This window comes from Phormidesmis sp. 146-33, assembly GCF_052939515.1.
This window is the reverse complement of sequence record NZ_JBJPHU010000001.1, coordinates 119,426-145,851: the sequence shown is the minus strand read 5'-3', so window position 1 is coordinate 145,851 and position 26,426 is coordinate 119,426. Positions and strand designations below refer to the sequence as shown.

Annotated in this window: 32 protein-coding genes; 15 read left to right on the top strand and 17 right to left on the bottom strand. The window is 46.8% G+C overall.

Features of this window, described 5'->3' with window-relative positions; genetic code table 11:
• Positions 1-87 precede the first annotated feature (87 nt).
• The gene (locus ACJ2PR_RS00660) at positions 88-630 is read right to left on the bottom strand and encodes a cyclic nucleotide-binding domain-containing protein (RefSeq protein ID WP_446875549.1); all 543 of its coding nucleotides are present in this window, start codon (positions 628-630) and stop codon (positions 88-90) included.
• 184 nt (positions 631-814) lie between these two features.
• Between ACJ2PR_RS00660 and ACJ2PR_RS00655 the strand changes: the two genes are divergently transcribed.
• Positions 815-2,503 (top strand): ABC transporter substrate-binding protein, encoded by a 1,689-nt coding sequence (locus ACJ2PR_RS00655; RefSeq protein WP_446875548.1) that lies wholly within the window; start codon positions 815-817, stop codon positions 2,501-2,503.
• A 292-nt stretch (positions 2,504-2,795) separates the two neighbouring features.
• Here the strand turns inward: ACJ2PR_RS00655 and ACJ2PR_RS00650 are convergent, their stop codons facing one another.
• Together ACJ2PR_RS00650 and ACJ2PR_RS00645 are read right to left on the bottom strand one after the other, a co-directional pair.
• Positions 2,796-2,966, bottom strand: a complete 171-nt coding sequence (locus ACJ2PR_RS00650) for a hypothetical protein (protein ID WP_446875547.1) — start codon at positions 2,964-2,966, stop codon at positions 2,796-2,798.
• Between the two features lie 159 nt (positions 2,967-3,125).
• Complete coding sequence (locus ACJ2PR_RS00645; protein ID WP_446866242.1) at positions 3,126-3,662, bottom strand: GNAT family N-acetyltransferase; 537 nt, start codon at positions 3,660-3,662, stop codon at positions 3,126-3,128.
• 388 nt (positions 3,663-4,050) lie between these two features.
• Here ACJ2PR_RS00645 and ACJ2PR_RS00640 point away from each other — a divergent pair, with 388 nt between their 5' ends.
• Positions 4,051-5,091 carry a serine hydrolase domain-containing protein gene (locus ACJ2PR_RS00640; RefSeq protein ID WP_446875546.1) on the top strand — a complete coding sequence of 347 codons (1,041 nt, stop codon included), beginning with the start codon at positions 4,051-4,053 and terminating at the stop codon, positions 5,089-5,091.
• A 119-nt stretch (positions 5,092-5,210) separates the two neighbouring features.
• On the opposite strand, the gene ACJ2PR_RS00635 is transcribed toward ACJ2PR_RS00640, so the two are convergent.
• From ACJ2PR_RS00635 to ACJ2PR_RS00615, 5 genes are all read right to left on the bottom strand, one after another.
• Positions 5,211-6,314, bottom strand: coding sequence for a serine hydrolase domain-containing protein (locus ACJ2PR_RS00635; RefSeq protein ID WP_446875545.1), 1,104 nt, complete (start codon positions 6,312-6,314; stop codon positions 5,211-5,213).
• A gap of 313 nt (positions 6,315-6,627) precedes the next feature.
• Positions 6,628-6,849: a hypothetical protein gene (locus ACJ2PR_RS00630; protein WP_446862325.1), complete on the bottom strand. Its 222-nt coding sequence runs from the start codon at positions 6,847-6,849 to the stop codon at positions 6,628-6,630.
• A gap of 182 nt (positions 6,850-7,031) precedes the next feature.
• Entirely contained in the window at positions 7,032-7,856 is an 825-nt protein-coding gene (locus ACJ2PR_RS00625; protein WP_446875544.1) for a class I SAM-dependent methyltransferase, read from the bottom strand.
• Positions 7,857-8,066: 210 nt separating this feature from the next.
• Positions 8,067-9,386: a GUN4 domain-containing protein gene (locus ACJ2PR_RS00620; protein ID WP_446875543.1), complete on the bottom strand. Its 1,320-nt coding sequence runs from the start codon at positions 9,384-9,386 to the stop codon at positions 8,067-8,069.
• Positions 9,387-9,508: 122 nt separating this feature from the next.
• Positions 9,509-9,763 carry a hypothetical protein gene (locus ACJ2PR_RS00615; protein WP_446875542.1) on the bottom strand — a complete coding sequence of 85 codons (255 nt, stop codon included), beginning with the start codon at positions 9,761-9,763 and terminating at the stop codon, positions 9,509-9,511.
• A 563-nt stretch (positions 9,764-10,326) separates the two neighbouring features.
• Between ACJ2PR_RS00615 and ACJ2PR_RS00610 the strand changes: the two genes are divergently transcribed.
• Positions 10,327-10,551, top strand: coding sequence for a phage integrase N-terminal SAM-like domain-containing protein (locus ACJ2PR_RS00610; protein WP_446875617.1), 225 nt, complete (start codon positions 10,327-10,329; stop codon positions 10,549-10,551).
• Positions 10,552-10,748: 197 nt separating this feature from the next.
• Positions 10,749-11,120, top strand: a complete 372-nt coding sequence (locus ACJ2PR_RS00605) for a hypothetical protein (protein WP_446875541.1) — start codon at positions 10,749-10,751, stop codon at positions 11,118-11,120.
• A 172-nt stretch (positions 11,121-11,292) separates the two neighbouring features.
• On the opposite strand, the gene ACJ2PR_RS00600 is transcribed toward ACJ2PR_RS00605, so the two are convergent.
• The 7 genes from ACJ2PR_RS00600 to ACJ2PR_RS00570 form a co-directional block, all read right to left on the bottom strand.
• The gene (locus ACJ2PR_RS00600; protein WP_446875540.1) at positions 11,293-12,546 is read right to left on the bottom strand and encodes an MFS transporter; all 1,254 of its coding nucleotides are present in this window, start codon (positions 12,544-12,546) and stop codon (positions 11,293-11,295) included.
• Positions 12,547-12,776: 230 nt separating this feature from the next.
• Positions 12,777-13,199: a fasciclin domain-containing protein gene (locus ACJ2PR_RS00595; protein WP_446866234.1), complete on the bottom strand. Its 423-nt coding sequence runs from the start codon at positions 13,197-13,199 to the stop codon at positions 12,777-12,779.
• Between the two features lie 197 nt (positions 13,200-13,396).
• Positions 13,397-14,164: an Rpn family recombination-promoting nuclease/putative transposase gene (locus ACJ2PR_RS00590; protein WP_446875539.1), complete on the bottom strand. Its 768-nt coding sequence runs from the start codon at positions 14,162-14,164 to the stop codon at positions 13,397-13,399.
• Positions 14,165-14,283: 119 nt separating this feature from the next.
• Positions 14,284-14,847: a GNAT family N-acetyltransferase gene (locus tag ACJ2PR_RS00585; RefSeq protein ID WP_446875538.1), complete on the bottom strand. Its 564-nt coding sequence runs from the start codon at positions 14,845-14,847 to the stop codon at positions 14,284-14,286.
• Between the two features lie 79 nt (positions 14,848-14,926).
• Positions 14,927-15,907 carry an ABC transporter ATP-binding protein gene (locus ACJ2PR_RS00580; RefSeq protein ID WP_446875537.1) on the bottom strand — a complete coding sequence of 327 codons (981 nt, stop codon included), beginning with the start codon at positions 15,905-15,907 and terminating at the stop codon, positions 14,927-14,929.
• 86 nt (positions 15,908-15,993) lie between these two features.
• On the bottom strand, positions 15,994-16,878 hold the full coding sequence (locus ACJ2PR_RS00575; RefSeq protein WP_446875536.1) for a Uma2 family endonuclease: 885 nt from the start codon (positions 16,876-16,878) through the stop codon (positions 15,994-15,996).
• Between the two features lie 98 nt (positions 16,879-16,976).
• Positions 16,977-17,810, bottom strand: coding sequence for a Uma2 family endonuclease (locus tag ACJ2PR_RS00570; RefSeq protein ID WP_446875535.1), 834 nt, complete (start codon positions 17,808-17,810; stop codon positions 16,977-16,979).
• A 68-nt stretch (positions 17,811-17,878) separates the two neighbouring features.
• On the opposite strand from ACJ2PR_RS00570, the gene ACJ2PR_RS00565 reads away from it, so the two are divergent.
• On the top strand, positions 17,879-18,076 hold the full coding sequence (locus tag ACJ2PR_RS00565) for a hypothetical protein (RefSeq protein WP_446858536.1): 198 nt from the start codon (positions 17,879-17,881) through the stop codon (positions 18,074-18,076).
• Here ACJ2PR_RS00565 and ACJ2PR_RS00560 read toward each other — a convergent pair.
• Positions 18,005-19,603: a YcjF family protein gene (locus ACJ2PR_RS00560; RefSeq protein ID WP_446875534.1), complete on the bottom strand. Its 1,599-nt coding sequence runs from the start codon at positions 19,601-19,603 to the stop codon at positions 18,005-18,007. The genes ACJ2PR_RS00565 and ACJ2PR_RS00560 overlap by 72 nt on opposite strands.
• A 302-nt stretch (positions 19,604-19,905) precedes the next feature.
• On the opposite strand from ACJ2PR_RS00560, the gene ACJ2PR_RS00555 reads away from it, so the two are divergent.
• The 8 genes from ACJ2PR_RS00555 to ACJ2PR_RS00520 all read left to right on the top strand — a co-directional run bounded on the left by ACJ2PR_RS00555 (position 19,906) and on the right by ACJ2PR_RS00520 (position 23,350).
• The gene (locus ACJ2PR_RS00555; protein WP_446875533.1) at positions 19,906-20,277 is read left to right on the top strand and encodes a hypothetical protein; all 372 of its coding nucleotides are present in this window, start codon (positions 19,906-19,908) and stop codon (positions 20,275-20,277) included.
• Between the two features lie 70 nt (positions 20,278-20,347).
• On the top strand, positions 20,348-21,091 hold the full coding sequence (locus tag ACJ2PR_RS00550) for a GUN4 domain-containing protein (RefSeq protein WP_446875532.1): 744 nt from the start codon (positions 20,348-20,350) through the stop codon (positions 21,089-21,091).
• Positions 21,092-21,136: 45 nt separating this feature from the next.
• Positions 21,137-21,286: a hypothetical protein gene (locus ACJ2PR_RS00545; RefSeq protein WP_446866225.1), complete on the top strand. Its 150-nt coding sequence runs from the start codon at positions 21,137-21,139 to the stop codon at positions 21,284-21,286.
• A 4-nt stretch (positions 21,287-21,290) separates the two neighbouring features.
• Positions 21,291-21,497, top strand: coding sequence for a hypothetical protein (locus ACJ2PR_RS00540; protein WP_446866224.1), 207 nt, complete (start codon positions 21,291-21,293; stop codon positions 21,495-21,497).
• 168 nt (positions 21,498-21,665) lie between these two features.
• Positions 21,666-21,986: a hypothetical protein gene (locus tag ACJ2PR_RS00535; RefSeq protein ID WP_446875531.1), complete on the top strand. Its 321-nt coding sequence runs from the start codon at positions 21,666-21,668 to the stop codon at positions 21,984-21,986.
• A gap of 75 nt (positions 21,987-22,061) precedes the next feature.
• Positions 22,062-22,289, top strand: a complete 228-nt coding sequence (locus tag ACJ2PR_RS00530) for a DUF433 domain-containing protein (protein ID WP_446866223.1) — start codon at positions 22,062-22,064, stop codon at positions 22,287-22,289.
• 4 nt (positions 22,290-22,293) lie between these two features.
• Positions 22,294-22,593, top strand: a complete 300-nt coding sequence (locus ACJ2PR_RS00525) for a hypothetical protein (protein ID WP_446875530.1) — start codon at positions 22,294-22,296, stop codon at positions 22,591-22,593.
• A gap of 232 nt (positions 22,594-22,825) precedes the next feature.
• Complete coding sequence (locus ACJ2PR_RS00520) at positions 22,826-23,350, top strand: DUF937 domain-containing protein (RefSeq protein ID WP_446875529.1); 525 nt, start codon at positions 22,826-22,828, stop codon at positions 23,348-23,350.
• A 58-nt stretch (positions 23,351-23,408) separates the two neighbouring features.
• Here the strand turns inward: ACJ2PR_RS00520 and ACJ2PR_RS00515 are convergent, their stop codons facing one another.
• Positions 23,409-23,705, bottom strand: coding sequence for an RNA recognition motif domain-containing protein (locus ACJ2PR_RS00515; protein ID WP_446858521.1), 297 nt, complete (start codon positions 23,703-23,705; stop codon positions 23,409-23,411).
• A 591-nt stretch (positions 23,706-24,296) separates the two neighbouring features.
• On the opposite strand from ACJ2PR_RS00515, the gene pstS reads away from it, so the two are divergent.
• Together pstS and pstC are read left to right on the top strand one after the other, a co-directional pair.
• Positions 24,297-25,376 carry a phosphate ABC transporter substrate-binding protein PstS gene (gene pstS / locus ACJ2PR_RS00510; RefSeq protein WP_446875528.1) on the top strand — a complete coding sequence of 360 codons (1,080 nt, stop codon included), beginning with the start codon at positions 24,297-24,299 and terminating at the stop codon, positions 25,374-25,376.
• 84 nt (positions 25,377-25,460) lie between these two features.
• Complete coding sequence (pstC, locus tag ACJ2PR_RS00505; RefSeq protein WP_446858519.1) at positions 25,461-26,411, top strand: phosphate ABC transporter permease subunit PstC; 951 nt, start codon at positions 25,461-25,463, stop codon at positions 26,409-26,411.
• Positions 26,412-26,426: the final 15 nt, after the last annotated feature.

Sequence of the window (26,426 nt, the reverse complement as noted above, 5' to 3'; positions counted from 1 at the left end):
GTTGGGGGGCAGAAGCGCCAAGCAACGTCGCGAAAAATTTCATCGAATCGACGTTACATTACACATACTACAACTATACTACATCTACTAGTAGCCTCGCAAGCGTCTGAGGAGAAATTCAAATCGGCTGCGGGCGAGGGGGAGATGTTCGACAACGGAGGGGCTGAGATCATCGACGAGACTCTCTACCACCTCAGTGGGAAGCTCTTTGCCATAGCCTAACAAACCCACCGTATTGCGGAGGCGATCGGACAGCGACAAGGCGATCGCTTGATAAAATCGGGAAGCAAACCCGTCATCGTCAATTAATTTTTTGATCAATCGCTGACGCGGCACCGATAAGACCAGCGTTTCCTCAGTCGCGGTGACCGTGGCCGACGGCGGCCGAGTATCGACAAACGAGATTTCGCCAACCACTTCGCCACTGGTGAGATGGGCGATTTTTTTACCCGCAAGGGCTTCGATCGACACCGTGAGCGATCCGGTTAAAACAATATACACCGCGTCTACTGACTTCCCTTCTTGAATCAGGACGGTTCCCGCTGCTAATTCTTCTCGACGGCCGACATAAAGCAGCCAATCTACATCAGCATCCGTTAACACCCCTAAAATAAACAAAATCTTTTTCATAGCGCTGCAAAATGGGGTGAAAAATGCTCAAACTGGCAAAGATCAAAGCATCTGTTTCATTGTAGAAACGGGCGATCGTTTTGTGGAATAACGGATGATCTCTTCAAGCTACTTACAGAGTCCGCCACTCAAAGTCAACGTTTACCGACATACTATTTTCATGAGTTTTGAAGGACGAGAGGCCATGGAGAAGCAACACTCTGTAAAACGAATTTTTGCACAAAAACGAAATACTTGGAGAATTGGATTTTTGGCGGCGTTGTTTGCGATCGCGTTTACGCTCTCTAATTGCAGCAATGCGTCTAATCAAAACAGTTTGACGACCGCTAAAACTGGCTCCCCAATTCAAGCTGGCGTGTTGGTCTATGGTTCGGTGGGTCAGCCTGTCAATTTAGAATCAGGCAACATCACGGACGGCAATTCGGTGGTTGTGCAAAATCAAATTTATAACCGTCTGATCGGGTTCAAACCCGGAAGTACTGATCTGGAGCCAAGTCTAGCCACCTCCTGGACAGTTTCAGCGGATGGCAAAACCTGGACATTCAAGCTGAGATCGGGCGTTAAGTTTCATGATGGCACTGAGTTTGATGCAAGTGCGGTTAAATTTAACGTCGATCGCTGGTGGGACAAAAACGATCCATTTGGCTATCGCAATGCAGGCAAAACCTATGAGATTTGGGATCAAACCTTTGGTGGCTCAAAAGGCGAGTCGGCATCTTTGTTGCAATCTATTACGGTGCCCGACAAATCCACGATTCAGTTTGGGTTAAAGCAACCGTTTGCGGCCTTTCCGAGCGCGATCGCCTCTGGGTTTTTTGGCATTGCTAGTCCAACTGCAATCAAGAAAGTGGCTGCAAATTATGGAACGCCTGCGGGTGGAGCAGTGGGCACCGGAGCCTTTGTGTTTAAGGAATGGCGATCGGGCGATCGCATTGTTCTCGAAAAAAATCCCAATTACTGGAAGCCAGATCTGCCCAAAAGCAATCAATTGGTAATGCGATTTGTCACCGATCCGGCCGCACGATTGGCCCAGCTACGCGCCGGACAGCTTGATTTCACCGTCGATCTGGCACCCGATCAAAAGGCAGAAGTCGATCGCGATTCCAACATCACCGCCACGTCGCGCCCTTCGTTTAATGTGGGATATTTGGCGTTAAATCCTAGCCATAAACCTTTGTCTGATGTGCGAGTTCGGCAGGCGATCGCTCATGCGATTAACCAACAGGCGATCGTCAAAGCGTTTTGGGGCGACCTTGCCGAAAATAGTCCCAATTTTATTCCCTCCACACTGTCCTGGGCACAGGCACCTGATCTCAAACCTTACGAGTTTAGTCCCCAAAAAGCGAAGGAATTGTTGACTCAGGCGGGCTTTCCCAACGGTTTTGACTTAGAGCTTTGGTATATGCCCGTTTCGCGTCCCTACTTTCCGACTCCCAAGCCGATCGCCGAAGCTTTTTCCGCAGATCTCAGCGCTGTGGGCATTCGCGTCTCGCTCAAGACCAAAGATTGGGCTGCTTACCTTGCCGATCGCCTCAAGCCACCAGGATTTCAATCCTTTATGCTGGGCTGGACGGGCGACTACGGCGACCCAGACACCTTCTACTATCCGCTGTTTGGCGCAGGCAGCACAAAAGATCTGGGCAACTGGAAAAACGATCGCCTTCAACAACTGCTCGATCAAGGAAGAGCGCTATCTGACCAGGCTGGACGCTCCAAAATCTACGCCGAAGTCGATCGCATTCTGCATCGAGAAGTTTTGAGGTTACCGATCGTCCATTCAAAACCTTTATTAGTTCAGCGCAAAACGATCACAGGTTGGGTTCCCAGTCCGCTTGGCACTGAGCCATTTGAAGGGATTGAGAAGCGATCGTAAGCTCTAGCTCTGGTATTCTACAAAGTTCGCTTTCACGTTTCTGAGTAAGCTGATTGGAATACTCGATCGCTGGAAAAATTGTTTTTATACCAAGTTGAAAATAAGCTGCAACCAATCAATCAGTCAAACTTAGTCAAAGTCCCCTAGAATTGGGGGATTTGGGTGGCGAGGATCTGTAGCAAGTAACCGTTGATTTGGTATTAGATGTCGATCATAAAGCCAAATTGTGAAGCTTCCAAGTGAGAAGACAGCGACTAAACCCTGCTTAACTCTTGATCACGAACGGGGCTTGTCAAGCTGCAAGCAAAACCCCTGCAAATGCAGCCCACAGCAAAGTCAAAATTTTCCATAACTCGGAGCGGTACCACACAATTTGATAAGCAGATTCATGCAGATAACAAGCAGTATCTAAAGATGATTCACAACTTCTTGAAATTACTTGGCCTTCTTCATTTGCACTCACTACCCCTATCCTCAACGCCACTTAACTCATAACCAACAAGCAATGTTTAACATGTCACTACCTGCAACTGAAGCCAACTAACGTTCCCAATCACCCGACGCAAATAGCCTTTGAAACTCAATCAACCAATTCCGAACGTTCTCCAGTGCAGCGCGATCGTTAGGTTGCTGGTAGGTTCGCACTTTCTTCTCTTCTCCAAGTTTGAATTTCATAGTAAAGCAATGGACGTTCATTCACGATCGCTCTCTGAGTTCGGGTCATCCCCAACGCCTCAAGCACTCGAATCGACGCTTTGTTAGGCTCATCAACATCTGCCTCTACTTTCTCCAATCTCAGCACATCAAACGTGTAGCGAAGTATAGAACCTGTAGCTTCCTTGGCATAACCCCGTCCCCAGAGTTGAGGTCGTGTGCCGAAGATTAGACTTGGTGATCCTTGTAATGAATGAAGCAGACCTGAAAACCCCGCTACCCGATCGCTTTGATGCTCAAAAAAGAGCCAAATCCCATAACCATGACTCGCAAAGCTCATCACACTTGTTTCGATAAACGATTTTGCTTCCTCAGTAGAGACTTGTCGATCGTCGAAGAGAAACCGTCGGACATCAGCCTCAGTCCATAACTGGTGTACAGCATCTAAGTCGCTCATCTGACAGGAGCGCAAACTTAACCGTTCGGTGCAAAGCAAATGCGACATAATTCCGATGGCTTGCTTTATGATTGCTCTCAACAAATCCGACGTAGCACTAAGTGACTAGTCGTTCACTCCCAGGCACCGTCTCAACCTAGAGATGAAGTGACCTAACGATGCCCATCACCCGCTGCACATCACCTCTGCATCGTAACAGTCAACTCTCGACAGTCGATGTGTCTGGGTGTTGTTAGGCTGGATCTCAACAATCCCCGCTCTAATTCAAGGCTCCAATCATAACAGTGCCCACCTAAGCCGCTTCAATCTGAATGTTATACCATTCCACAGAAAGCATGTAGCTTGCTTCAATCTAATCTACAAGATCTGCTATTCAAGGACTACAATCAATAGAGAAAGCAATAGAGAAAAAACTCTACCGATGAGGCTCGTCCTTATGGTAATTCACATCGTAGAACTTGAGCGCGCGATCGCCAAACAGCATGAAAAATCACCGTTCTCTGGTGTAATTTGGGTCAAAGAGAAAAGCAAAATTGTTTTTTCTAAAAGTTATGGTTTCGCAAATCGCGCTGAAGCGATACCCAACACCCTTAATACCCGGTTTGCCACAGCCTCTGGCACCAAAACATTCACCAGTGCAGCAATATGCCAACTGGTCGAGAAAAATCTACTCACATTTGATACCCTTCTCAAAGATTGTTTGAATATTCCCTTTCCCACCTTCGATCCAGCGATTTCAGTTCATCATTTGCTAACCCATAGCTCAGGTATTCCAGACTACTTTGATGAGGCAGTGATGGACGACTATGAGGATCTGTGGAAAGAGCGATCGATGTACAGCATTTGTACTTTGAAAGACTTTTTGCCAATGTTTCAAGATCAGGCGATGGTATTTGCCCCAGGAGAAAGATTCTCTTACAATAATGCGGGATATATCCTATTAGGGTTAATCGTTGAGCAGGTTAGCAAATTGAGTTTTCAGGAGTACGTCGAAGCTAATATATTTGCAATTTGTAATATGACGGATAGCGGGTTTTTCTCAATGGATTGTCTGCCACCCTGCACTGCCTATGGTTATATCCAAAAGTCTGATCAAGAATGGCGAACTAATATCTATGCTCTGCCTGTTATCGGTGGCTCAGATGGTGGAGCCTTCACAACGGTTGGAGACATGGAGAAATTTTGGCAGGTGTTGATGACCCATCAACTTTTATCTGAAACGATACTCAAGCAAATGCTAACTCCGCACATTCTAACCGGAGAGCAATGGAGCAATGGAGCGAATATTTACTACGGATATGGCCTATGGATAGCGAAGCAAGAAGATGCGTTGTCTTATCACATGTTGGGTGGCGACCCTGGAGTCTCTTTTTATTCAGGAATGTACGCGGATCTGAACATTCAAATAACGCTTATGGGGAACATCGTTAATCCATTTGATGAGATGCATAATTGCGTTACAGCTTTTCTTAATTGATGGAGAAGTGCGATCGCCTATTTTCCATAAGTTGAGTGTGTAAACTCCAATCTCCAAATAACCTGTTACAGACGGATCGCCTTTAAGCGGTCAGTATGCATTGGCGTTATTAGCTGGCGCTACGGCGAAGATAGTTCTATTAATATTCTAATTGCCATTTCATCGACGGAACTATCATTTGCAAAGGCATCCCCATAGTTTGAGAGAATCACGATTCCGGTTTGCTTTGCTCTGTCAAAACCAATGAAGCTAACGTAACCGCCTGTACCACCATTATGCCAATGTACCACTTGCCCATTGGGTAGAGTTGAGATATGCCAAGCCAGACCGATGCTAAGAGTATCACCCATTTCAAAGTAGCGTGCTTGCGATCGCGCTAAGATAGCTGCTCTTTGAGGATCGGACTCACAAAGATGAGCTTGCAAGAACATCACCAAATCTTCGGCGGTTGAACGAAATGCTCCCGCAGGAGCCATCACATCAAAACCCCAGTTTGAGGTTAGCGTTCCATCGGGGGAATGACCTGGTGTAAAGCGTGACTGCTGTTCTAATGTGAGATGAATTGTCGTATTAGTCATGCCAAGCGGTTGACAAATAATTCCTTTCACCAAATCCTCGTAAGGTTGAGATGTTTTTAGACTCAATAAATGTCCTAATAAGCCCATGCCAAAGTTGGAGTATTCATAGCGTTGACCGGGTTCACTGAGCAACGTCAAACCGACCAATGCTGCATACATCTCCGACGCTGCGTAGCCGAGATAAGGATTGGTTGGATCTTTTATATTGGTCAGGAAACTGTCGGGTAGTTTGGGTAGTCCAGAGGTATGAGTTGCTAACTGGCGCAATGTAATGGATTGAACAGAAGTAGGCAACTGGCTAACGACCTCTTGGGGAAGATAAAGCTGAATGAGATCGTCTAAAGCAACCGTTCCCCCATGCACCAATGCAGCGAGAACTGTCCCTGTAAAAACCTTGGTGACGGAACCGATTTCGTAAATTGTTTGATCATCAGGAAGGGAACAACTGTGATCACTAACTTGACCCAATCCTTTTGTATAATGATGCCCTTGCTGAATTACTCCAATTGTTAAAGCAACCTTTTCTCTTTTGCTCACGTAATCATTCGTGATTTGATTAATTTTATTTTCTAAATTTTGACTATCCATAATCATTAAGTTGGGCTTAATTTTGACTTGAGCGATCGCTGTTGAGTTATAGGTCAAAGCAATATGCACAATTATGAGGATAAGCTAACGTTCCTGTTGAGCGACTGTCAGCAGTCTTTCAGTGCAACCAAGATTTCTATTCAGTCCACTTTAATAGAGTTGTTAGCCCAATGTAACCAACACTTACAAACCCTGCCACTGGAGTAAAAATTAACCTGCTTCTGCTAATGGGCGAACGGACAAGACTTCATCGGGGTGCAAAACTTCTACACTAGACAAGTTCCTCCCGCCAATATTGACTTGAATCAACCAAGTGTAACTTTGTCCAAATCAGTCAAAACTTTTTCTCTTAACTTACAAGTAAGCACAATTAAAGTTTTTCTAGAAGGACAGCAATCCAACCAGAACCATGTGGATTGACAGAATCACCAGCACCTCCACCTCCTGCACCTGTGATTGATTTAATTTCCCAACCAGCAGCAAGATAGTCCTCTAAATGTTCCTGTACAGTACCGTGGCTTTGTTCCGGTGAACGCTTCCCTGGTATCCGATAGCCTTCTCGGTCTAGATAAATCGTGACTAATTTCTGCATAGATGATTCCCTCCACCACGGTTGCTTCTGTTACGAACGTCAACAAATAATTCATTAGTTGCTCCCACAGAGAACTTAGGGGCTAACGGTTCGCTTGAGCGGCTGTAAATAACCTCGAACTAGCACCAGCGGATTCCTTCAGTCCGCTCCAAGCGAAGGTTAGCTGGATTCCGCCTCCAAACTTATTTTTTAGGCTCAACGTCAATCTTGTTTGCCTTTACTAAAAAAATTCTCATTACGTTGGGAACTTCACGAGGAGGTGACGGCTCAACATAGCGCCCGAAGTTTGCACCTTCATCACCAGGCTGCGTAACTTCGGCTTGCCAGCCATAATGGGATAGCAGCTTTTCTGGAATATCAGTCCCAAACTGAAAGTAACCTTTGTAAGGTCCATACTCCAGACTTTTAACATTAATCAGATCAACACCAAGCTGACTTCCATGAGTTGATAGATTAGAGACTGATTCGAGTAGATGATGAGCTTGCGCTTCTGATAAATACATGAGTAAGCCTTCAATCAACCAAACTGATGGAGATGTGGGAGAATATCCCGCTGACAGTAACTTCTCTTCCCAAGGCTGGGTGAGGTCAGCAGCAATTATGTGATGTTTACAGGACGGGTTCGTATTTTTGAGCAAGTCAGCTTTGTAAGCCAACACTTCCGGATGGTCAAGTTCGTATACTTCAACTTCTGGAGTCCAGGAAAAGCGATAAGCTCGAGTATCTAACCCAGATGCCAAAAGGACAACTTGACCAATTTGAGAGCCAGCGAGAAAGTCATCAAAAAACCGAGTCCGAACAGCAACATAAGCTTGATCTTGTGAAGTGAGCTGTAGATCAACTCGTTGAAACGCTTCTTCTCCTGCTAATTTCGCGGCAAAAGGGTCATTAAATAATCGCTCCTCTCGATTAGTCTCACGTGCTCTCATGGCTGCCATCATCCGTGCCGTGAAAGGAACGAATTTGCTATAGTCTTTAGCTACATAGAGGGGGTCAATTTCGCTCATATTTGTTGAAGAACCTATCGCTTCCTGGGTATTTTCAGACTCACCGATCGCTCTCAACCACGAGTGCAAGATCTCTGTACGGAGCCAGCTAACGTTCCCGTTCACCCGCCGCTAGCAACCTTTTGCACTCCGCCAATCAAATTGATGCGGTCGGTGTGCAACGGGCTTGTTATGGCATTTAGTCTATGCTTGTGAACCTGATTTTAAAACTTACATTAGAGTAAATTTTCTTTGCAGCATAGATATCCAATAAAACTTTGCAACTGCTCCATTTTTAAACCAATAATAAATTATAAATGCTTGCAAAACAGGTATGCTGAGCACAAGAAACTTATAAGCCAAACCGCTTGGTGTCAGAACAAAAGACATTAGAGGGATAATACACATTAAGCAAAAAGATAAAAAGGGCATAGAATATAAACCGATCTCCGATGATAGAGTAGGTAGATGGCCATCAGGAGCCGAAATGTCGAAAGTCAAATATTCGTCACGAAGCCAGCTTCCTGCTATTTTCCACCCAACACATGTACCAAAGTAATCCCATTTTTCTTGATTATTTTTTCCTCCCAATTTCAAGCATTTTAAATAGATTTTTTTCTGGATTCCAAAGCCAAATTTACCATCACTATACTTTTCCCATAGTTGATCAATCATCTGTAAATCCTCAGGATTTATTGCCTCTAAAAATGATGGGGTGGCAAAAAATACTACTGAGTTAACACCAGCACTATGTGAAAGCCTGTGCCAAGTTTCTGTATTGGCTTCTCTCCACGCATTAGCCCTCAATAAGGCATCCAATTGAGCAAACTTTAATTCTGCTAAACTAATATCGTCATCATCCTTTTTTCTATTTGCAGAATCAGGAAAAGAGACTGAAGTATAGTCTGAATGGATATGTTCTCGGCGATACTTTAAATCCACTTGGGGTGGAATTGGTAATTCTCGTACAGACTCCTCTCTGTTTTGCAAAATATCTTCTCTAATTTTAAGAACGGGAATCATCTCTTCTGGAATACCGCTCAGTTCAATTGCATTAATACCAAATTTAAATGCATCCTCAATATTTCTCCCTGCACCAATAGCATCATAAAATCCGATTGAGAATTGTATGGCTGAGTGATCGCCAATCTCCTTAGCCATGCCAATTACATACTTAATGTGCTTATTGATTGCTTCAGCTTGATATTTCGAGTAGCAAGCATTTAGAAGAACACATTCAGTTTGCGCAGAGAAAAGCTTGAAGAGATTCGCCAATGGCTCTGATTTTACCAATTTTGTATAGCCAATATCATCTTCTAGAATAATTCCTTCTTCAATTCCATGACCGCAAAAATGAACAATATGCGGCTCTTCATCTAAAAGGGCACGTCTTAAATCCTCTACTCTTGTTGCTAACCGTTTTTCTAGAGAAAAGTGGGAACGATTTTTAGATCGGCGTAAACCAGCATCAACCTCTCGTATTTCTTGATCAAGTCTCAAAGGAGAAGTATTTTTAGGATTTGCAGCTAGGATTAAGATTTTTTTAGTCATTATTCTCTAGCTATTTTTTGAAAATTGACCGTATTTGTGTCCAAGACTTTTGATTTACTTGAGTGGCATAACGGCAAAGGTCAGCGGCTGTAGATCGACCCGAAACGCAGACGAGAAAACTCTCAACAGTCCGCTGCACCGAGTTGTTGGGGAGCACCTTCGCACTCACCGAAAAACGCTACGCGCAACACGACGAAGAACTCTGGTAAGAACGCGATCGACGAACCACCCGCACCGAAGCCAACAGGACGCGAAACCCTCGAACCGACAAACAGGACGAGAGAACCGAGATGCTTTGCGCCCACCGCGAGAGGCTGCCCAACGGCACAGGTCAGCGGCTGTCGATCGACTCGAAACGCAGACGAGAAGACCCTCAACAGTCCGCTGCACCGAGTTGTTGGGGAGCACCTTCGCACTCACCGAGAAACGCTACGCGCAACACGACGAAGAACTCTGGCAAGAACGAGATCGACGCACCAACCCACACCGCAGCCAACAAAACGCGAAACTCTCAAACCAACCAGCGGAACGAGAGAAACCCGTCTCTCTGCGCCCCTCGCGACAGGCTGCCCAACTTATGTTTAGACTGATCTGATCGATTTAACCTCCCTGATTTGGGTGATTAGGCTGAAAATTGTCTGGCTAACCCTCCCAAGGGGGCGATTAGGCTGAAAAACTTTCGGATAACTCCTCAAATCTGAGATTAGGACAGACAAGATTCTGTATAACACCCCAAATTGGGAAGTTAGGCAGAATTACCCTTGCCTCAACATAATATCTTTGGACTAGGAAATAATTCGATAACTTCAAGAAATCTTTGTAGTTGGCACGGTGGTATTTAGTACTTTAATACTATCTAACTTCTCCGGGACTCCTTTATGGAACCGCGCCCCTAAAAAACTGCTTGACCAAGTTCGTGATGCCATTCGTCTGAAACACTATAGACATTGAAGCTTTTCTTAGTCATCTGGCAGTCTCGGAGCAAGTTTCTGCCTCTACTCAAAACCAGGCGCTCTGTGTCTTGACTAAAACGGCAGGTACAAGGAACGAGTCGATTCCCAAATGCCTGATTAACGTTTCTCCAAAAAATGGGGTATTCCAAAAAATCAAAAATCTGTGTAAGATGTTCCGCAGGTGGAGATCACGCCCCGGAAATCTGATTTAGCCGATCAGACCTCCGAGGACTTCCACCTAAGTTACACGAACTAACTTCGGAGGCGTTCATGATTGTACTACGTCTGCTTTGCGATGGGATCTTGAAAGGTTGGAATCAAGATCCTGCATACACTTCATACGATGGGGGAACGTTTGAGCCGTCAGCGTTCCTATCCTCTTTGAACTAAATAGAGAGGATAAAACAACATGGCCGTTAGGAGACACCTTCCTGACTCGGTTTCGTTTAGCTTTGAGTTGCAATGCTCATTAGTTAGGCACTATCAAGTCACCGTTACCTTGGATTTGCAAGAGCGTTTGATTTTTGTACCCTCTGGCATTCTCTCAGATGTCAGGAATTGTATTGAAGAGTTTGTTGAACAATTGAGTGAAGTTGCCTCAAATCAATTCGCTTATCTCAAATGGGATGGCACGAGCGATTTGACGACTGAATATCAAGTGATTCGCGTGTTAGCGGGCTATCAAGTGCAACGATCGTTAATGAAGTTCGATATTGTCATGGGCGCTGGTTCACTTATACACTTGGAGGAATTGCACAACAAAAAGACAATTCAACTTTAGGGAGTCCTTGGGAAGCCCCCTAAATCCTCCACGAGTGAGGGACTTTGAACCGCAAATTGGTCTTAAAGTCCGCCAGAATTGGGCGGTTGGGGGGCAGAAGACTTCAACACCGCAGCGAAAAAGTTTGATCGAATCGAAGCGTTTAGAAAATTCAGAGACCTGGAAGATCGCCCTACAAATCCGTGAGGGTTGATCGAGGAATTGCATATACATCTTTGCCTTGCCCGATCGCAAATCGAACCGACTGCCCCACCGTTTTGCTACACATCGTCGTAAAAACCATCAGTGCCGCGAACGTCAAAATCGTACCCATTCCAAACAAGCCGCGATAGCCCATCTGATCCGCCACAATGCCCAAAATCGGCCCAGCCAACGCAATCCCCAAATCAAAGCCGCCCATAAACAGACCAAAGATTCGTCCCCGCTCGTGAGGCTGACAGCGATCGGCAACCAGCGCAATCATAATCGGCAAAAACGTTCCGCCCCCCATGCCTTCGAGTGCCCCAGCCAACAAAAATGAAGTGCGATCTTGAGCCAGCCACAACAACAACATTGCGACTCCATAACAAGACAGCCCGATCGTGATAAAAATGCCTCGCCCATAACGATCGGACGCTCGACCCGTGACAAATCGCACCACAAAACTCGTCACCGCTGCCGCCGTATAAAACAATCCCGAATTTAGATTAACATCAGCCGCGTCAATATAAAGAGGAATGAAAGTGACAATTGTGCCAAACGCTAACCCGATTAGCAGCATCGTAAGAGCAGGAATGCGAATGCGATCGCTCAGCAACACTTGCCAAAACGAAGCTTCTTTTTCTCCAACATCCAATTGAGAACGCACCGCCAAAGGAGGACTGACAATTTGAACCGCACAAATCAAACTAATCAGACCCAAACCAGAAGAAACCAAAAACACAGGCGCAAATCCCTGCCAAGTCTGCAAATACCCTCCCATTGCCGGGCCTAGCGCCATTCCGATCGGGTTCACCAAACTCATGTAGCCAATCAGTTCACCTCGATTTTGCGGCGGAGAGATATCCACCACCAGCGCACTATAAGCCGTCGTAAACGCTGCAATACTGATGCCATGAAAGACGCGAATCACCATCAGCAACAAGAGCGACTGAGTGAATAAATGGCAAACGGGCGCGATCGCCGCCGCCGAAATCCCAATCAGCAGCACAACCTTACGGCCACGAGTGTCAGACATCTTGCCCAACATCGGCCGAAACACCAGCAACCCGACAGCAAACGCTCCCATGACCAGTCCAAGCTGTTGACTAGAAGCTCCGATCGACTTCACATAAGGCGGCAAAACAGGCAACAAACTCGCCAAACTCGCCCAAAACAGCAGCCCCGCCGTAAACATCCCTCCCAGATTACGCTTGGTCTGCGTGCCGAGAGTTGCGATCGTATTCAATGCTCCAGTCCTTGTGATAGCTGCAAGAGTTTAGGATAACAAGTTTGGAGGGATGAAGGGTGAGGGATGAGGGATGAAAGGGTTTGGTTGTAGTTGTTCAGAAATTTACTTCCGATACATCGTGTTATCTTCGGGTTGCTGAACGATGTCATCAAATCACCTCTCAACTCCAGAAGCCTTCAGAAACACAACCAATCAACGATTCATCCCTACTTCCTACTTCCTACTTCCTACTTCCTCGACATGATCGCAGGCATCAACACGCCATCAATCACATGAATCGTTCCGTTGTGGCTGAGAATATCGGTTTGCAAAACTTTTGTGTCGTTGACGGTCACACCATTGTCGTCATGCTCGATCGCCACAATTGATCCTTCCATCGTTTCGGCTTCTTCGATTTGAACCAGGTCATCCGATCGCACGTCTCCAAACAAGATGTGATAGCCCACAATTTGCTTAAGCGTGTGCAAATCAAGTGATTCCAAAGTTCCTTCTGGCAATTTCTCAAACGCTTCGTCCGCGGGCGCTAACACCGTAAAAAACTCATCGCTTTCTAGCAGAGGCGCAAATCCTGTTTTTTCAACGGCTGCAACCAACGTTTTGAACTTTCCAGCACTTTTAGCAGTCTCTAATAAATTAGGTAAATCAAGCATGGTGTGTTTCGTCCTGTGAATTCCTACTTTGTTAAGAAATAGAAGGAATGGGAGCGATCGCACATCATTCAAAGGAGAGAAGTCCAGATTGAAAGCAAGCCTATTAGCTGTCTTCAGCTACTTTGCAATCATCGATCGTACTGTACATGAGTTTCATTTCAAAATCTTCCTTAGAGATGACTTAATCGCCACACAGATCAAACTTGGCTTTGAGGAGATTCACGCCCAATTTGCTGTTGAAGGTGCCGGACTTCCTCAACTGATAAACCTGTTGAAGATGCAATGAGACTGATATCTACACCTCCTCGTAAAGGATTGCAAGCGATCTCCCTTATCTTTTCGTCTTGAATCGAACGGTAAATCACAGATTCTTGCATGACATCCCTCCGCACTAATCGATAAATTACATCCTTCTCCAATCGTAACCCAGCTAGAATCGCTGAAGCTGCCATCAGATTTGCTTGAGTCGTAGGTTCTTCAATCTGATCCACAATTTGAGTTGCCTGACGCAACATCTCTGCTGGATCAGCACTCTGCCCTAGTGCCGCAAAGGGAAGCAGTCCAGGATACTGAAGAAACCGTGAGACGGGTTGCTCCCACAGTCGAATTACCTGAAAATCGTGACGGGTGCTTTCTAGAGTAAAGCTAGTTTGATAGGCGAGTTCTGAGGCGGTGGACTTTAGATAGATCACCACTTGCTGCATGGTTTTGTCGTCATAGCGCCGATGTCCGCGAACGCGATAATCCAACATCCGAAATGGAATTTTTTTCTTTGGTAATGTTTGAAACTCGATGTGGAGGCTGGATTGATCGGACTGAAGCAGAATCATGGCATCTGCTCGAATGGGTTCGAGGGAGAGTTCAGAAGGTTTCAATTCTGCCATCGCAATAGGTTCTCCTAGCAGCCAACTAGCAAAATCGGTGGAAAAGTGTTCAGCAAGAAATCGGCAGGTGTCATCGTACATGGAGGAGATTTTACACCTGACTATGCCAATTTGATTTTGGAAAGAGTCCAAGTTTGATGGAGGCTCATTACGAGCGATCGCACATCATTCAAAGGAGAGAAGTCCAGTTCCAATTCAAACTACGCCATTTCCTCGGCTGACAGATCTTCCCATCGCTTCCGCAAAAGTTGCCACTCGATTTGGTGCCATTCTTTCTCGTGCATCCAATCTGCGCCTGGATGGGATTTGACTGCTACAAATCCATATCGACGTGCCAAGCGGGTTACTCGCACATTGGCATCGATAGAAAAGCCTACAATCTCTTGCAGCTCTAAATGACAGAAACCAAACTCAATCAAACGACTGGCAACTTCAATAGCATAACGATAACGTCCCCAATATTGGGGTGCTAACTCAATGCCCAATTCTGCTTTTGTCTCATCATCGCCCACCTGACGCAAACCACAGCAGCCAATTAACTCCTGCCGATTTTTGAGAGAAGCGATCGCAAGTTGATAATTACGGCGAGGTTGTTCTTCTGACCACTGAATAAACAGACGAAGTAACGCTCTTGTATAATCAGGTTCTACTTCTGTAGGCGCACAGAATTGTGCATACTGCGGATCAGCATGATAGGCGAGAAGGTTAGGCTCATCTTCTAGAGAAAAGTCACGTAACAGAAACCTTTTGGTGATGATTTCCATATTCAATAGAAAAGTTTATTAAAGAAGTAGATATCCAGGACTACCACTTCCTAATTTAATTATTGTCTCAATTTATTGTCTAACTACTTGAATGAATGCCTCTTTCTTTTAACTGCTGCACAAAGTATTCCTCTAACGAAGGACGGGCTAAATGAATTGAAATTAACTGCGCCTTCATTAGTCGTAAACTAGCAATAAAATCTTGAGGTTCGCCGCGCAAATGCCCCACCCAGTTGCCTTCTTGAAATTCTAGATTTGCCAATCGCTGCTTGAGAATATCGGGATTTCCGCCTTTGACGACGACTTGGTAAGTATCAGCAGTTCCCAACAGATCTTGGAGCGACCCGATCGAGATCAATTCACCCTGAGCTAAAATCGCCACGCGATCGCACACCTTCTCAACATCCGACAGCACATGACTGTTAAAAAAAATCGTTTTGCCCTGCGCCTTGAGCGACAGAATAATTTCGCGAATTTGGTAGCGTCCGAGCGGATCGAGTCCTGACATTGGCTCATCCAAAAACACCAGTTCAGGATCATTAATCAACGCCTGCGCCATGCCAATTCGTTGCAGCATTCCTTTGGAATATTGACGGAGTTGCTTTTTTTTGGCGGCAGATTGCGCGAGTCCGACCAGATCCAGCAGTTCGGGAATGCGTTTTTTTTGGATCGATCGCGGCACTCCAAACAGTCCCGCCGTAAATTTGAGAATCTCCCATCCCGTCAAATAATCGTAGAAATAAGGATTTTCGGGCAGATAGCCCACTCGTTGCTTGACGGATCGATTGCCCAAAGGTGCGCCCAGCAAGGTGGCTCGTCCCGATGTCGGTCTAACAATCCCCAGCAGCGTTTTTAAGAGCGTGGTTTTTCCAGCCCCATTTTGACCGAGCAATCCAAACGTTTCGCCTTGATAGATTGTCAGACTCACTTTCTTGAGCGATCCGATCTTCTGGTTGAGCCAAAACCCTGTGCGATAGACCTTGCTCAACTCAAACGTCTGAATCACGATCGAGCGATCGTTTTCAGCAGGTTCGCTCAGTAAATCCACAGCAGTATCCATCGTCTCTCGTCTCATTGGCTAGGTGATATTAAAACACTTTATCGGATGTCCTTCTCACTAGATTTTGCAGTCTTTTTTGCAGTCTTCTAAGTTAGGAAACTGAGTTCTGAGCATTTACTCTGGTAGTTGGTTGGGGTCGATGCCCTGCGATCGCAGATAGTTCTCCAATCGCTCTTTCGCCTGACGTTCCTGGTCTGCTCGTTGACGTTCCTGGTTGCTCGTTGACGTTCCTGGTCTGCCTGCTGGCGCTCTGCCTCTTCGGGCAGCGGAATCAAGTCTCCTTCTGCGGTGAACCAGCGCAACTTTTGGTCGTGAATGCCCAACTCTAATCCCAATTGCTCACTGGGCAGTCTGCCGCTCTCGGTCGGTACAATCGGGACATAAACCCCACCTAATAACTGAAATCCTGCAAATTCCATTGTCTGGGGATGAAACCAGTAATACTCTGGCACCCGCCACACGTCTTGATACAAGTCTTTCTTTTTGCCCCGATCGACCGTGGCCGTCGAACTCGACAATAGCTCAATCACCACATTCGGATACTTGCCGCCTTCTTCCCAAATTGCCCAACTGCGTCGATCGCGCTTCTCTGCTCCCAACACCACAAACACATCGGGGCCACGAAAGTCTCGCTTTTTGAGCTGCTGCTCGTTGTAGTAGACCGTCAAGTTTCCAGAAATGTAGAAGTCGGAACGATCGCCCCACCAGAATTCTAATAGTCGAATCAGCAGGTCAATTTGGCGGCGGTGAAAGTCGGTTTCCAAGGGCGGCTCATCGCTGTAGAGGTTGGTGGGCGGAAAGGTCACATCGTCGGGCCAATCCATCTCCGCCTGAAGTTCAAGCGTGGTGTCCTCCAAAAGAGGCTGAGACGTATCCTGGATAGGCGGTTGGATGGGAGTAGCATCGAGACGAACCATCGCGGTAGGCTCCAATAGTGCTGCTTTTAGTTTAGCGGTTGAGGGATGACGCATTTGTCTGGAATCTAAGTATCCAGTTCTTTGAGCAGTACACCCAGAAATGGCGCGAAAAATGGCGCGAAGTTCCTATCTCATCTCACAGGGGCGATCGTCTACTCTGGCAGTTGGTTGGGGTCGATGCCCTGCGATCGCAAATAGTTCTCCAATCGCTCTTTCGCCTGACGTTCCTGATCTGCTCGTTGTCCTTCTGCCTCTTCGGGCAAGGGAATCAAGTCACCCTCTGAGGTAAACCAGCGCAACTTTTGGTCGTGAATACCCAACTCTAATCCCAATTGCTCACTGGGCAGTCTGCCGCTCTCGGTTGGAATAATTTCCACATAAGTGCCGCCAAACAACCGAAACCCTGCAAACTCCATTGTCTGGGGATGAAACCAGTAATACTCTGGCACCCGCCACACGTCTTGATACAAGTCTTTCTTTTTGCCCCGATCGACCGTGGCCGTCGAACTCGACAATAGCTCAATCACCACATTCGGATACTTGCCGCCTTCTTCCCAAATTGCCCAACTGCGTCGATCGCGCTTCTCTGCTCCCAACACCACAAACACATCGGGGCCACGAAAGTCTCGCTTTTTGAGCTGCTGCTCGTTGTAGTAGACCGTCAAGTTTCCAGAAATGTAGAAGTCGGAACGATCGCCCCACCAGAATTCTAATAGTCGAATCAGCAGGTCAATTTGGCGGCGGTGAAAGTCGGTTTCCAAGGGCGGCTCATCGCTGTAGAGGTTGGTAGGAGGAAAAGTAACATCGTCGGGCCAATCCATCTCCGCCTGAAGTTCAGGCGTTGTGTCCTCCAAAAGAGGCTGAGACATATCCTCGATAGGCGGTTGGATAGGAGTAGCATCGAGACGAACCATTGCGGTAGGCTCCAATAGTGCTGCTTTTAGTTTAGCGGTTGAGGTTACTTTAGCCGTTAATCTACAATCCATAAATCTGGATGCGCTGGCTCACTAATTTTGCTTAAACTTTGAGTGTTCCTTTTTTAGCAGTGACACCAATGGATCGATCGAAGTTTGTCGCCTATCTCACAGGGGCGATCGCCCTCTTTTTGGGCATCGGCTATCTCGTTCTCGTACAACTGCTCGATTTTCGCGGTGAAATGCTGCCTGCGCCGATCGTCGAACTAACGCCAATCGTCCACGGTTTCCTCAAAGGGTCGCTTGTGCAACTCTTCGGCGACGGACTCCAGTTCTAATGGCTGTGGCTCGTCGTCAAGGTGGGCATCGAGTTGCAGCGGTCGAACCACTTTAGCGATCGCATCTTGCACAAACGATTTGATAAATTCATCGCGCCGATTGAGTTGAAACTGACGCTGCACGACTTCGGTAATGCCCCCGTCGCCCCAGTCCTGGTTTTGCCGAAAGTATTCAATAAAGCTTTTGCCTGCAATTCGCGTCAGATAAGCCGCACTCACACCCTGAATCGCCCGACCGACCAAAAAGCCGCCCACACTCAATTGCAACGCTCTGGAGACTAGCTCGATCGCCCCTCTCACCACACCCAAACTCACCAGCGTCTTTGCGAGAGAAAACGCCAACTCTCGTCCTCGTTCTAGATTAATTTCACAGCCATACACCTTGCCAATCTCGACCACCATTTGAGCATGAACGGCCGCTGTCGCCAACAGATCCACTACAGGCAAAGGTGTCACCGCGACCACTCCCGCCCCAACCCACTGAAAGCGATCGACGATTTTGTCCGCCTGTTTTCGTCGTTGCTCATCGATAAGATCTCGTGCATCTTCTCCGAGCCGCTGAGACTGCAAGAGGATGTTATCTGCTAACAGATCGTCGCCCTCCGATCGCAAAATCTCCGCCATCCGCCGAATCAACGGCATGATCTCCTGATCCATCTGCACCGTTTCCCCTGTCACCAGTCGGATCGGTTGAGGATTCGCAGCGATCGCCATTACATCCCCAGAAGGAACGATGCCTCGAACTCGCTCCCGCAACCGCGCCAAAATCGCTTCTAAATCTTCTTCAGGAAACAGATCTGCTTTATTTAAGACAATCATCGATCGCTTGCCAATCTCCGCCAACAACTTCAACGGATCGTATTCTGACTGACGCAAATCGTTGTCTAGAACAAACACTAACAAGTCGGCTTCAGCAGCCCAGCGACGGGCTAACTTTTCGCGATCGCTGCCTCCCGCTCCCGCTTCCAAGATTCCTGGAGTGTCAGTGATTAGGATCTCGCGATCGACTCCATTCAAGGGCAATCGGTGAGTTTCGCCCACCTCCGTCGTCCCCATTGGTGCCCCCACTTTGCCCACTATTCGCCCGATCAGCGCATTCACAACCGACGTTTTGCCCGACGAACCTGTACCAAAAACCACAACTCTGATTTCGCCACGAGCCAGATTTTGCTCGATTTCTCGCGATCGACTCAGCAGTTCTCGCCGCACCACTTCGTCTTGAATCTGCTTTAACTGTCGCCGCACTGCTTTGAGATTTTCTTCTGCCGCCTCTGACTTGATGGGTGAAACGGTAGGAATGGGACGGCGACGCTTCTTTGCCTGTCTTGGTAGCCAAAAAAAGTAATAGACAAACGTACCAATCAAGACCGCCATCAGCACCGTGATCAAGAAGATCAACATCGGCCCCAAAAATGGGTAGTACGACAACTGCCAAGACAATCGAGACAGCGAATCAATTAGCCAAATCATCAGCCCCAAAATGAGCGTCAGACCAATAATCAAAGTCAAAAGACGAGGAAGTGGCATAGCGAAGAGGCGATAGAAATCTTTCTCTATTTTGCGTGATCGATCGCAATCAAAAAGACGCTGAGGAGTGAAATCGATCGTGGTTCAGTTGAAGGATGATTTTCTACGGGCGCTAATTTTTAGCTTCTTCGCTCTGATCAGTAGTTCGATCGCTCCGTTTAACTTAATTGGGTTGGTGAGACTTTAAAAGCTATCTGTTAGTCTTTATGGCAACTTGAAGTTGAAAGCCAAGACACTGAGCAGAAGTTATACTGAACCGAGTTGCTAAATTCGGAAGTATGTTACCTGACTCAAATAACTTTGTGACGATCGCAGATGATGGTCGAATTAATATTTCGGCTCAGTCACTAGCACAAGCCAATATAGCGATCAAGGCGTTGAAGCTCAAGAAAAAAGAATATGCTTTAGTGAAAAGAGAATTGACTCAACAGCAAAAAGTGATCCGCGCAGAATACACTGACCAAGTGCGTCAACAAGGCTCTAAGGTCAGAGGTGGTGGTAGCATTGGTCGCTTTGTACGAACTGTTCAAACTATAAATCGTGATGCTGATCGCCGCGCTTTAGCTCAACAACTTGCACCTCTAGAAGAACAAAAGAATGTGGTTGATGGAATTATTATGGCAATTGACCAAGCAATTCTTCAACTTGAAAAATACATCATCGAAAACTCTTGAATAAATTCTGCTGTAATTTAATTACTGTATCTAGAGCCAAATTGAACTTCATTGGAAAAGGAAACCCTGAATGGGAAATATCGCGCATTACTTCCAAACCCTTGAGATTGAACCAGAAGCAACTCAAGCTGAAATTAAACAAGCATATAGAGACTTAATTCTAGTTTGGCATCCCGATCGTTTTTGCGACAATCCCAGGCTACGACAAAAAGCAGAAGTCAAAATCAAGAAGATTAATGCTGCCTATGAATTTCTAAAATCTCATCAACCTCAAGTCACTCAGGCTGAGGCAGCACCAGCGCCTAAGCATAAACAGCCTGTTGAACCACGTATAAATTGTGAAAAACTCCAGCAACTACTTGAATTAAAAAAATGGAAGGATGCTGACCTTGAGACAAAGCGACTTCTGCTTGAGTTGATGCATAGAGAAAAAGATGGGTGGTTGCAGCCAGATGATATCAAAAATCTATCTCCACAGTCTCTCCTTGCAATTGATAGATTATGGACTCAACATAGTGATGGCTATTTTGGGTTTAGTGTTCAGAGTAAGATTTGGCATAGTCTAGGTTGTAAGTCATCTCCAGAGGTATCTGTCCAGACAATGAGTGAGAATAGGTTTGGCAAAGCCGTGTACTGGTACGTCAATAATATGTGGTTGTCTCCGTGGGATGCTTTTAATTACGAGGCTCAAAATGTCAAAGGTAGCTTGCCCAGAGAATATATCTTTGCGTTGAGCGGCTGGCGAAGCTATACCAAGGGTTGGACTGGTTACATGCTGTGGAGATTTGACGAGATTTTTCTAAAACTCATCTAAGCTCAAATAATCTGGCAATAAATATCTAATATCTATGGGATTACGATGACTCCACAACTTGAAGCGGCAGTTGCTTTGCAGTTGCGCCTTGCGCTAATCGCTGCCATTCGATCGCTCTCACCCACAGAACGTGAACAACTGCTCCAAATCCTGACTCAAAACGATTCAGCTTCAAATTCTCTAACCCAGCGGTAAAGCAATGCAAACTAAACTTCTAGAACAACTTTCCTCCGGTGATGCTGAAGTGATCTTGGAACGCCTACCCGATCGTATTCGAGCTGCTCTAATCGATCGTGCTGCTGAAATTGAGTACCCGATCGAGGCAGTCATTGAGATGGCGATCGCCAGTTTCCTCGACACAGAAGCATTAGGGTTTGCGGACTGCCAGCCAGGACGTGGACAATAAAATTGTAGGGCAGTCAATTTCAAAGAAGTTGTAGCCATAGGCAAACAAAGTGCGATCACAGCAGTCTGTCGGATCGTTAAATGTATAGGAAGAGAGTAGAAGACAACCCGTTAATAACTTGATTAGAATTACTTCTGAATTCAAATAACCTAGAACTAGATTTTTACGATGACTCCACAACTTGAAGCGGCGGTTGCTTTGCAGTTGCGCCTTGCGCTAATCGCTGCCATCCGATCGCTCTCACTCACAGAACGTGAACAACTGCTCCAAATCCTGACTCAAAACGATTCAGCTTCAGATTCTCTAACCGACCTCAAAACGCTCAATGCTCAATTTCGGCAAGGCACTTCACTTAGCCAGCTACTGGTCACTCAAAACCCTACCACTGTGCATAACCTCAAAGATTTGACTCTTGAATTTTGGTCTGAAGAAGACTCAATTGAAGACTTTTTCACCTTCCTGCGGCAACAGCGTCAAGCAGTAATCTAACCAAACTGGTTAACCGCTTTGCCGGGAATAAATGTTAGTTTAGGACTGGTTGACCCTCCCCTAGAGTTATGTTCTATGACCCCTTTACTACCAGTTGTTCATAGCGATAGAGACATATTGGGAGGAACCCCTGTCTTTGTAGGGACTCGCGTGCCTGTTAAGAACTTGCTTGATTATCTTGAAGCAGGCGATTCTTTAGATCAATTTTTAGATCATTTTCCTAGCGTGAGCCGCCAACAGGCGATCGCAGCCCTAGAGTTAGCAAAAGAGATGCTAATTGCATATGCAAATTCTGCTGGATGAGTGCGTGCCAAGACCTCTCAAGCATGAACTGAGTGATTACGACATTCGCACAGTAGTAGAGATGGGATGGTCGGGTAAGAAAAACGGTGAGTTACTTCAATTGATGAACCAGGAAGGATTCACAGTTTTGCTCACGACAGACCAAAATCTACGATATCAGCAAAATCTACGACAAGCTGGAGTAGCAGTCGTCGTAATGGTTGCCTTAAAAAACCGCTTGCCTGAATTGATACCGTTGATTCCTGACGTTCGCCGAGTGTTGAATACAATTTTAGCAGGTGAAGTCATTGAGGTAATGAACTAAATAATTCTGTTGCAACTGTAAAGCATTGCAAGCTATTTAGAGTTCTCTGCTGAACGAAATTCCTATTCTCACTTGTTTTATACCTATAAAAGTGCAGTTCTGCGGCAGCTTCAACAGCAGACTCATTAAATCAACAGGTAGTTGACTTTAGAATACGAATTTCCTATCTTCTAGAGGTTAACAAGATGTCAGACTCAAATCTGAACGTCCTACCCTAGTTGAGACCAAGCGTATGAGCCTTTTTGACCAAATTTTGAGCGCTGTCAGCAACCCCCAGCAGCAAGCCAGCCCCGATCAGCTAGGCGGCATCCTCAACGTTGCCCAACAACTCGGTAGCGCTCACGGCATCGATCCCTCCATGACCCAAACCGTTCTGTCAGTCGTCGGTGGCTATGTACGATCGTCCCTTCAAGAAAAGCAATCGACAATGGGCGGCGACCAGGTACAGTCACTCGTCAATCAATTTAGTGGATTGGGCGGCAACCCTCAATCCGTGCAGGCGATCTTCTCTCCTGACCAGCAGCAACAAGTCACCAGCGACGTAGCCCAGAGAACCGGACTCAACGCTGGAACGATCCAGGCTATGCTGCCCGTGCTGATTCCGATCGTCCTCAATCTCCTGCAAAGCGGCGCAAACATACAAAACGCGCAAGCCGGAAACCCTGTCCTCAACGCCTTTCTAGACTCAAATCAAGACGGCAATTTGGATGTCGGTGACGTGATGGGTTTGGCTGGCAAGTTTCTCAGCCAGCGCTAACGATCGACCTGTGGGGAATCTTTCGCAACAGGCTTGATTCCCCAGACTGCAACCGACTTTAGTAACGAGCTTTTGTGAACGTCTTAGCAGGTGCCCCATTGCCGCTGCGGGGTTCACGAGGCTTTGCTTTATTGACCTTTAGCTCACGATCTAGCCATTCTGCGCCGTCTAGCTCTGCGATCGCTGCGTCTTCTTGGGCTTCGTCTTCCATTTCGACAAAGGCAAAGCCACGCTTTCTGCCTGTTTCTCGGTCAGTGGGAAGGCTGACTCGACTCACAGTGCCATACTCAGCAAACACTTCCCGAAGATCCTCTTCAGTCGCCTGAAAGGACAGGTTGCCTACGTAAATAGTCACGATTCTCTCCAAACCAGTTGTGAGGGCGAACTCGGTCAGGGCATCGAAGCGGTCAGTCATACCCTCCGGGGCAACTGTAACCGAACTCTTGTTCGCCAACGATTATAACTGAATCTTCCCAAAAATAGAAGCACAGCAAAGGCGTTTAGTCTAGCGATAAAAACAGGAATTCTTATCAGAAATGTGATGAAGTCTTATAAGCTCGCAACGGCTTTGCTGATGAGCAATATGAACTTTGACTTTGAGTCGATCGCTCTCCACAACAGCAGGTTAGACTTCACAAAAATTTATAGCTCTTTCTGTAAATAATTGCTCTAACACAGGTAATCAAAGAAACATGACCGTCCTTTAACCCGCTTACTTCTACAAATTTAGAAATTCTTTAGAATTAGGTGAAACGGTGTCTGAGCGGTCGTTCTGGTTAAACAAAAATTAACTTCATCTCAATACTTACGTAGAGTAAAGCCGAGTTTTTGAACGTCTTAACCTGGTCTTTAAGGTCTAGGTGTACCCTGATGAGGTTATCTCTATAACTGTCTAGACTCTATGGATTTTTCCCTGAATGCAACTCGTTTGAGACGGTCTATCCCTGTGCTCGCCCTGGTCTTGGGTCTAGCGTCTTGCACCTCTCAAACTGCTACCACGCCTACCGCAACAGGTAGCCCAGCGGCAGGTGGTGCGAGTCCTGCGGCTCCTGCGGCAGCGGGTGGTGCATCGGTCTCGATTAGTGGAGCAGGCGCAACCGCTCCTAACCCGCTCTATCAGCGGTGGTTTCAAGAATATAACAAGATTAATCCGAATGTGCAGATCAGCTATGACTCTGTAGGAAGTGGCGCAGGGGTGAAGCGATTCCTTGATCAAACTGTTGACTTTGGCGCAACCGATGCCCCGCTCAAAGAAGAAGAGCGCAAGGCACTGCCTGCCGATCGCGGTCAAGCGATTCAACTTCCCACAACCGGACTGTTTGTTGTATTTGCCTACAACTTAGATGGCGTAGACAACCTCAAGCTTTCTCGTGAATCATTCTGCGGCATCGTGGATGGGACAATCAAAGCCTGGAACGATCCTAAAATCGCTAAAGACAACGCAGGAGTCACCCTACCGAGTGATCCACTCACCTTTATTCACCGCTCCGATGGCAGCGGAACAACTGACATCTTCACCAAACACATTGCCAAAGCCTGCCCCAACTGGAAAGCTGGTTCTGGTAAGACTGTCGAATGGCCGACTGGAACAGGTGCCAAGGGTAACGAAGGAGTCAGCGCTCAAATTCAACAAACCAAGGGCGCGATCGGCTACACCGAATACTCTTACGCCAAAGAAACTAATTTGAAGACTGCAACCCTGGCGAACAAGTCAGGTGCATTTGTCACACCGACACCTGAATCGGCAGCAAAAGCCCTCGAAGGGGCGACTGTCCCGGCTGATTTTGCGCTGCAAGTCTCTGATCCTGAAGGTAAAGACGCTTACCCAATGGTCAGCTTGACCTGGGTCTTGCTGTACGAAAATCCCAAAGATCCTGTCAAAGCCAAAGCGTTGTCAGAGTTCTTACGCTGGGCTTTGAAAGACGGTAGACAATACGCCAGCGAGCTGGGTTATCTTCCGCTACCAGAGGATCTGGCAACAAAAGTGGCCGCAGCCTTGGATACTATCAAAGTAGCGGCAAAGTAGCGGCAAAGTAGCGGCTAAATAACGTTTGTCCTTCACGCTGGTATTGCTCCTCACCTCCACACTGCTTCCCTTTTGGTAGATTTTATGGCTCTGTCAACCAATCCCGCTTCGATGTCTACCGCCCGATCTGATTCGTCACGGCTCATTGACAATAGCTTTGTCTGGGTGACTGGCGTTTTTGCAGTTGGGGTCGGCTTAGTGTTGCTGGCGATCGCCTTCAATGTTGGCAAAGAAGCCATCCCAGCGATCCAGAAGTTTGGTTTGGGTTTTTTAGTCACCAGTCGTTGGAGCGTCAACGATGAAGTCTTTGGTGCATTCACCCAAATTTACGGCACGATCGTCACCTCCTTTATCGCCCTTCTGATTGCAATTCCGATCGGCGTTGGCGTGGCGCTATTTCTCAGCGAAGACTACCTGCCCGATCGCATCAAGCAGCCGATCGTATTTTTGATCGAGTTGTTGGCAGCAATTCCTAGCGTGGTCTATGGACTGTGGGGCATTTTTGTGCTGATTCCTCTACTCAGACCGTTTGGCATCTGGCTCAACAGCACCTTCGGCTGGTTTCCTCTCTTTAGCACCGCTCCCGCTGGGCCGGGCATTTATGCAGCAGGGATCATTCTATCCATTATGATTCTGCCGATCATCGCTGCCATCTCACGAGATGCTTTGGTCGCTGTGCCGTCTGAGTTGCGTCAGGCCGCCTATGGATTAGGGGCGACGCGCTGGGAAGCAATTTTTCAAGTCATCCTGCCAGCCGCGTTTTCAGGGATTGTCGGAGGTATCATGCTGGCACTCGGTCGAGCAATGGGCGAAACGATGGCAGTGACGATGGTCATTGGGAATTCCAACACGGTCAATCCGTCTCTGCTGTCTCAAGGCTCAACCGTTTCCTCGCTGTTGGCCAACCAGTTTGCTGAAGCCAGCGGACTCCAGGTTTCTTCTCTGCTGTATGCCGCTTTGATTTTGTTTGGCTTGACCCTCGTCGTCAACGTTTTGGCAGAACTGATTGTGCGCCGCTTTAGTCTAAAGCTCTAGTTAGTCATGAAGATG

Excerpts from the sequence above, each read along its gene's own strand:
- ACJ2PR_RS00620 (WP_446875543.1), bottom strand. The coding sequence starts at position 9,386 with ATGACTAAAAAAATCTTAATCCTAGCTGCAAATCCTAAAAATACTTCT.
- ACJ2PR_RS00625 (WP_446875544.1), bottom strand. The coding sequence starts at position 7,856 with ATGAGCGAAATTGACCCCCTCTATGTAGCTAAAGACTATAGCAAATTC.
- ACJ2PR_RS00520 (WP_446875529.1), top strand. The coding sequence starts at position 22,826 with ATGAGCCTTTTTGACCAAATTTTGAGCGCTGTCAGCAACCCCCAGCAG.
- ACJ2PR_RS00545 (WP_446866225.1), top strand. The coding sequence starts at position 21,137 with ATGACTCCACAACTTGAAGCGGCAGTTGCTTTGCAGTTGCGCCTTGCG.
- ACJ2PR_RS00605 (WP_446875541.1), top strand. The coding sequence starts at position 10,749 with ATGGCCGTTAGGAGACACCTTCCTGACTCGGTTTCGTTTAGCTTTGAG.
- ACJ2PR_RS00645 (WP_446866242.1), bottom strand. The coding sequence starts at position 3,662 with ATGTCGCATTTGCTTTGCACCGAACGGTTAAGTTTGCGCTCCTGTCAG.
- ACJ2PR_RS00540 (WP_446866224.1), top strand. The coding sequence starts at position 21,291 with ATGCAAACTAAACTTCTAGAACAACTTTCCTCCGGTGATGCTGAAGTG.
- ACJ2PR_RS00570 (WP_446875535.1), bottom strand. The coding sequence starts at position 17,810 with ATGGATTGTAGATTAACGGCTAAAGTAACCTCAACCGCTAAACTAAAA.
- ACJ2PR_RS00590 (WP_446875539.1), bottom strand. The coding sequence starts at position 14,164 with ATGTACGATGACACCTGCCGATTTCTTGCTGAACACTTTTCCACCGAT.
- ACJ2PR_RS00585 (WP_446875538.1), bottom strand. The coding sequence starts at position 14,847 with ATGGAAATCATCACCAAAAGGTTTCTGTTACGTGACTTTTCTCTAGAA.
- ACJ2PR_RS00550 (WP_446875532.1), top strand. The coding sequence starts at position 20,348 with ATGGGAAATATCGCGCATTACTTCCAAACCCTTGAGATTGAACCAGAA.
- ACJ2PR_RS00565 (WP_446858536.1), top strand. The coding sequence starts at position 17,879 with ATGGATCGATCGAAGTTTGTCGCCTATCTCACAGGGGCGATCGCCCTC.
- ACJ2PR_RS00530 (WP_446866223.1), top strand. The coding sequence starts at position 22,062 with ATGACCCCTTTACTACCAGTTGTTCATAGCGATAGAGACATATTGGGA.
- ACJ2PR_RS00575 (WP_446875536.1), bottom strand. The coding sequence starts at position 16,878 with ATGCGTCATCCCTCAACCGCTAAACTAAAAGCAGCACTATTGGAGCCT.
- ACJ2PR_RS00640 (WP_446875546.1), top strand. The coding sequence starts at position 4,051 with ATGGTAATTCACATCGTAGAACTTGAGCGCGCGATCGCCAAACAGCAT.
- ACJ2PR_RS00535 (WP_446875531.1), top strand. The coding sequence starts at position 21,666 with ATGACTCCACAACTTGAAGCGGCGGTTGCTTTGCAGTTGCGCCTTGCG.
- ACJ2PR_RS00655 (WP_446875548.1), top strand. The coding sequence starts at position 815 with ATGGAGAAGCAACACTCTGTAAAACGAATTTTTGCACAAAAACGAAAT.
- ACJ2PR_RS00560 (WP_446875534.1), bottom strand. The coding sequence starts at position 19,603 with ATGCCACTTCCTCGTCTTTTGACTTTGATTATTGGTCTGACGCTCATT.
- ACJ2PR_RS00630 (WP_446862325.1), bottom strand. The coding sequence starts at position 6,849 with ATGCAGAAATTAGTCACGATTTATCTAGACCGAGAAGGCTATCGGATA.
- ACJ2PR_RS00660 (WP_446875549.1), bottom strand. The coding sequence starts at position 630 with ATGAAAAAGATTTTGTTTATTTTAGGGGTGTTAACGGATGCTGATGTA.
- ACJ2PR_RS00595 (WP_446866234.1), bottom strand. The coding sequence starts at position 13,199 with ATGCTTGATTTACCTAATTTATTAGAGACTGCTAAAAGTGCTGGAAAG.
- pstC (WP_446858519.1), top strand. The coding sequence starts at position 25,461 with ATGGCTCTGTCAACCAATCCCGCTTCGATGTCTACCGCCCGATCTGAT.
- ACJ2PR_RS00580 (WP_446875537.1), bottom strand. The coding sequence starts at position 15,907 with ATGGATACTGCTGTGGATTTACTGAGCGAACCTGCTGAAAACGATCGC.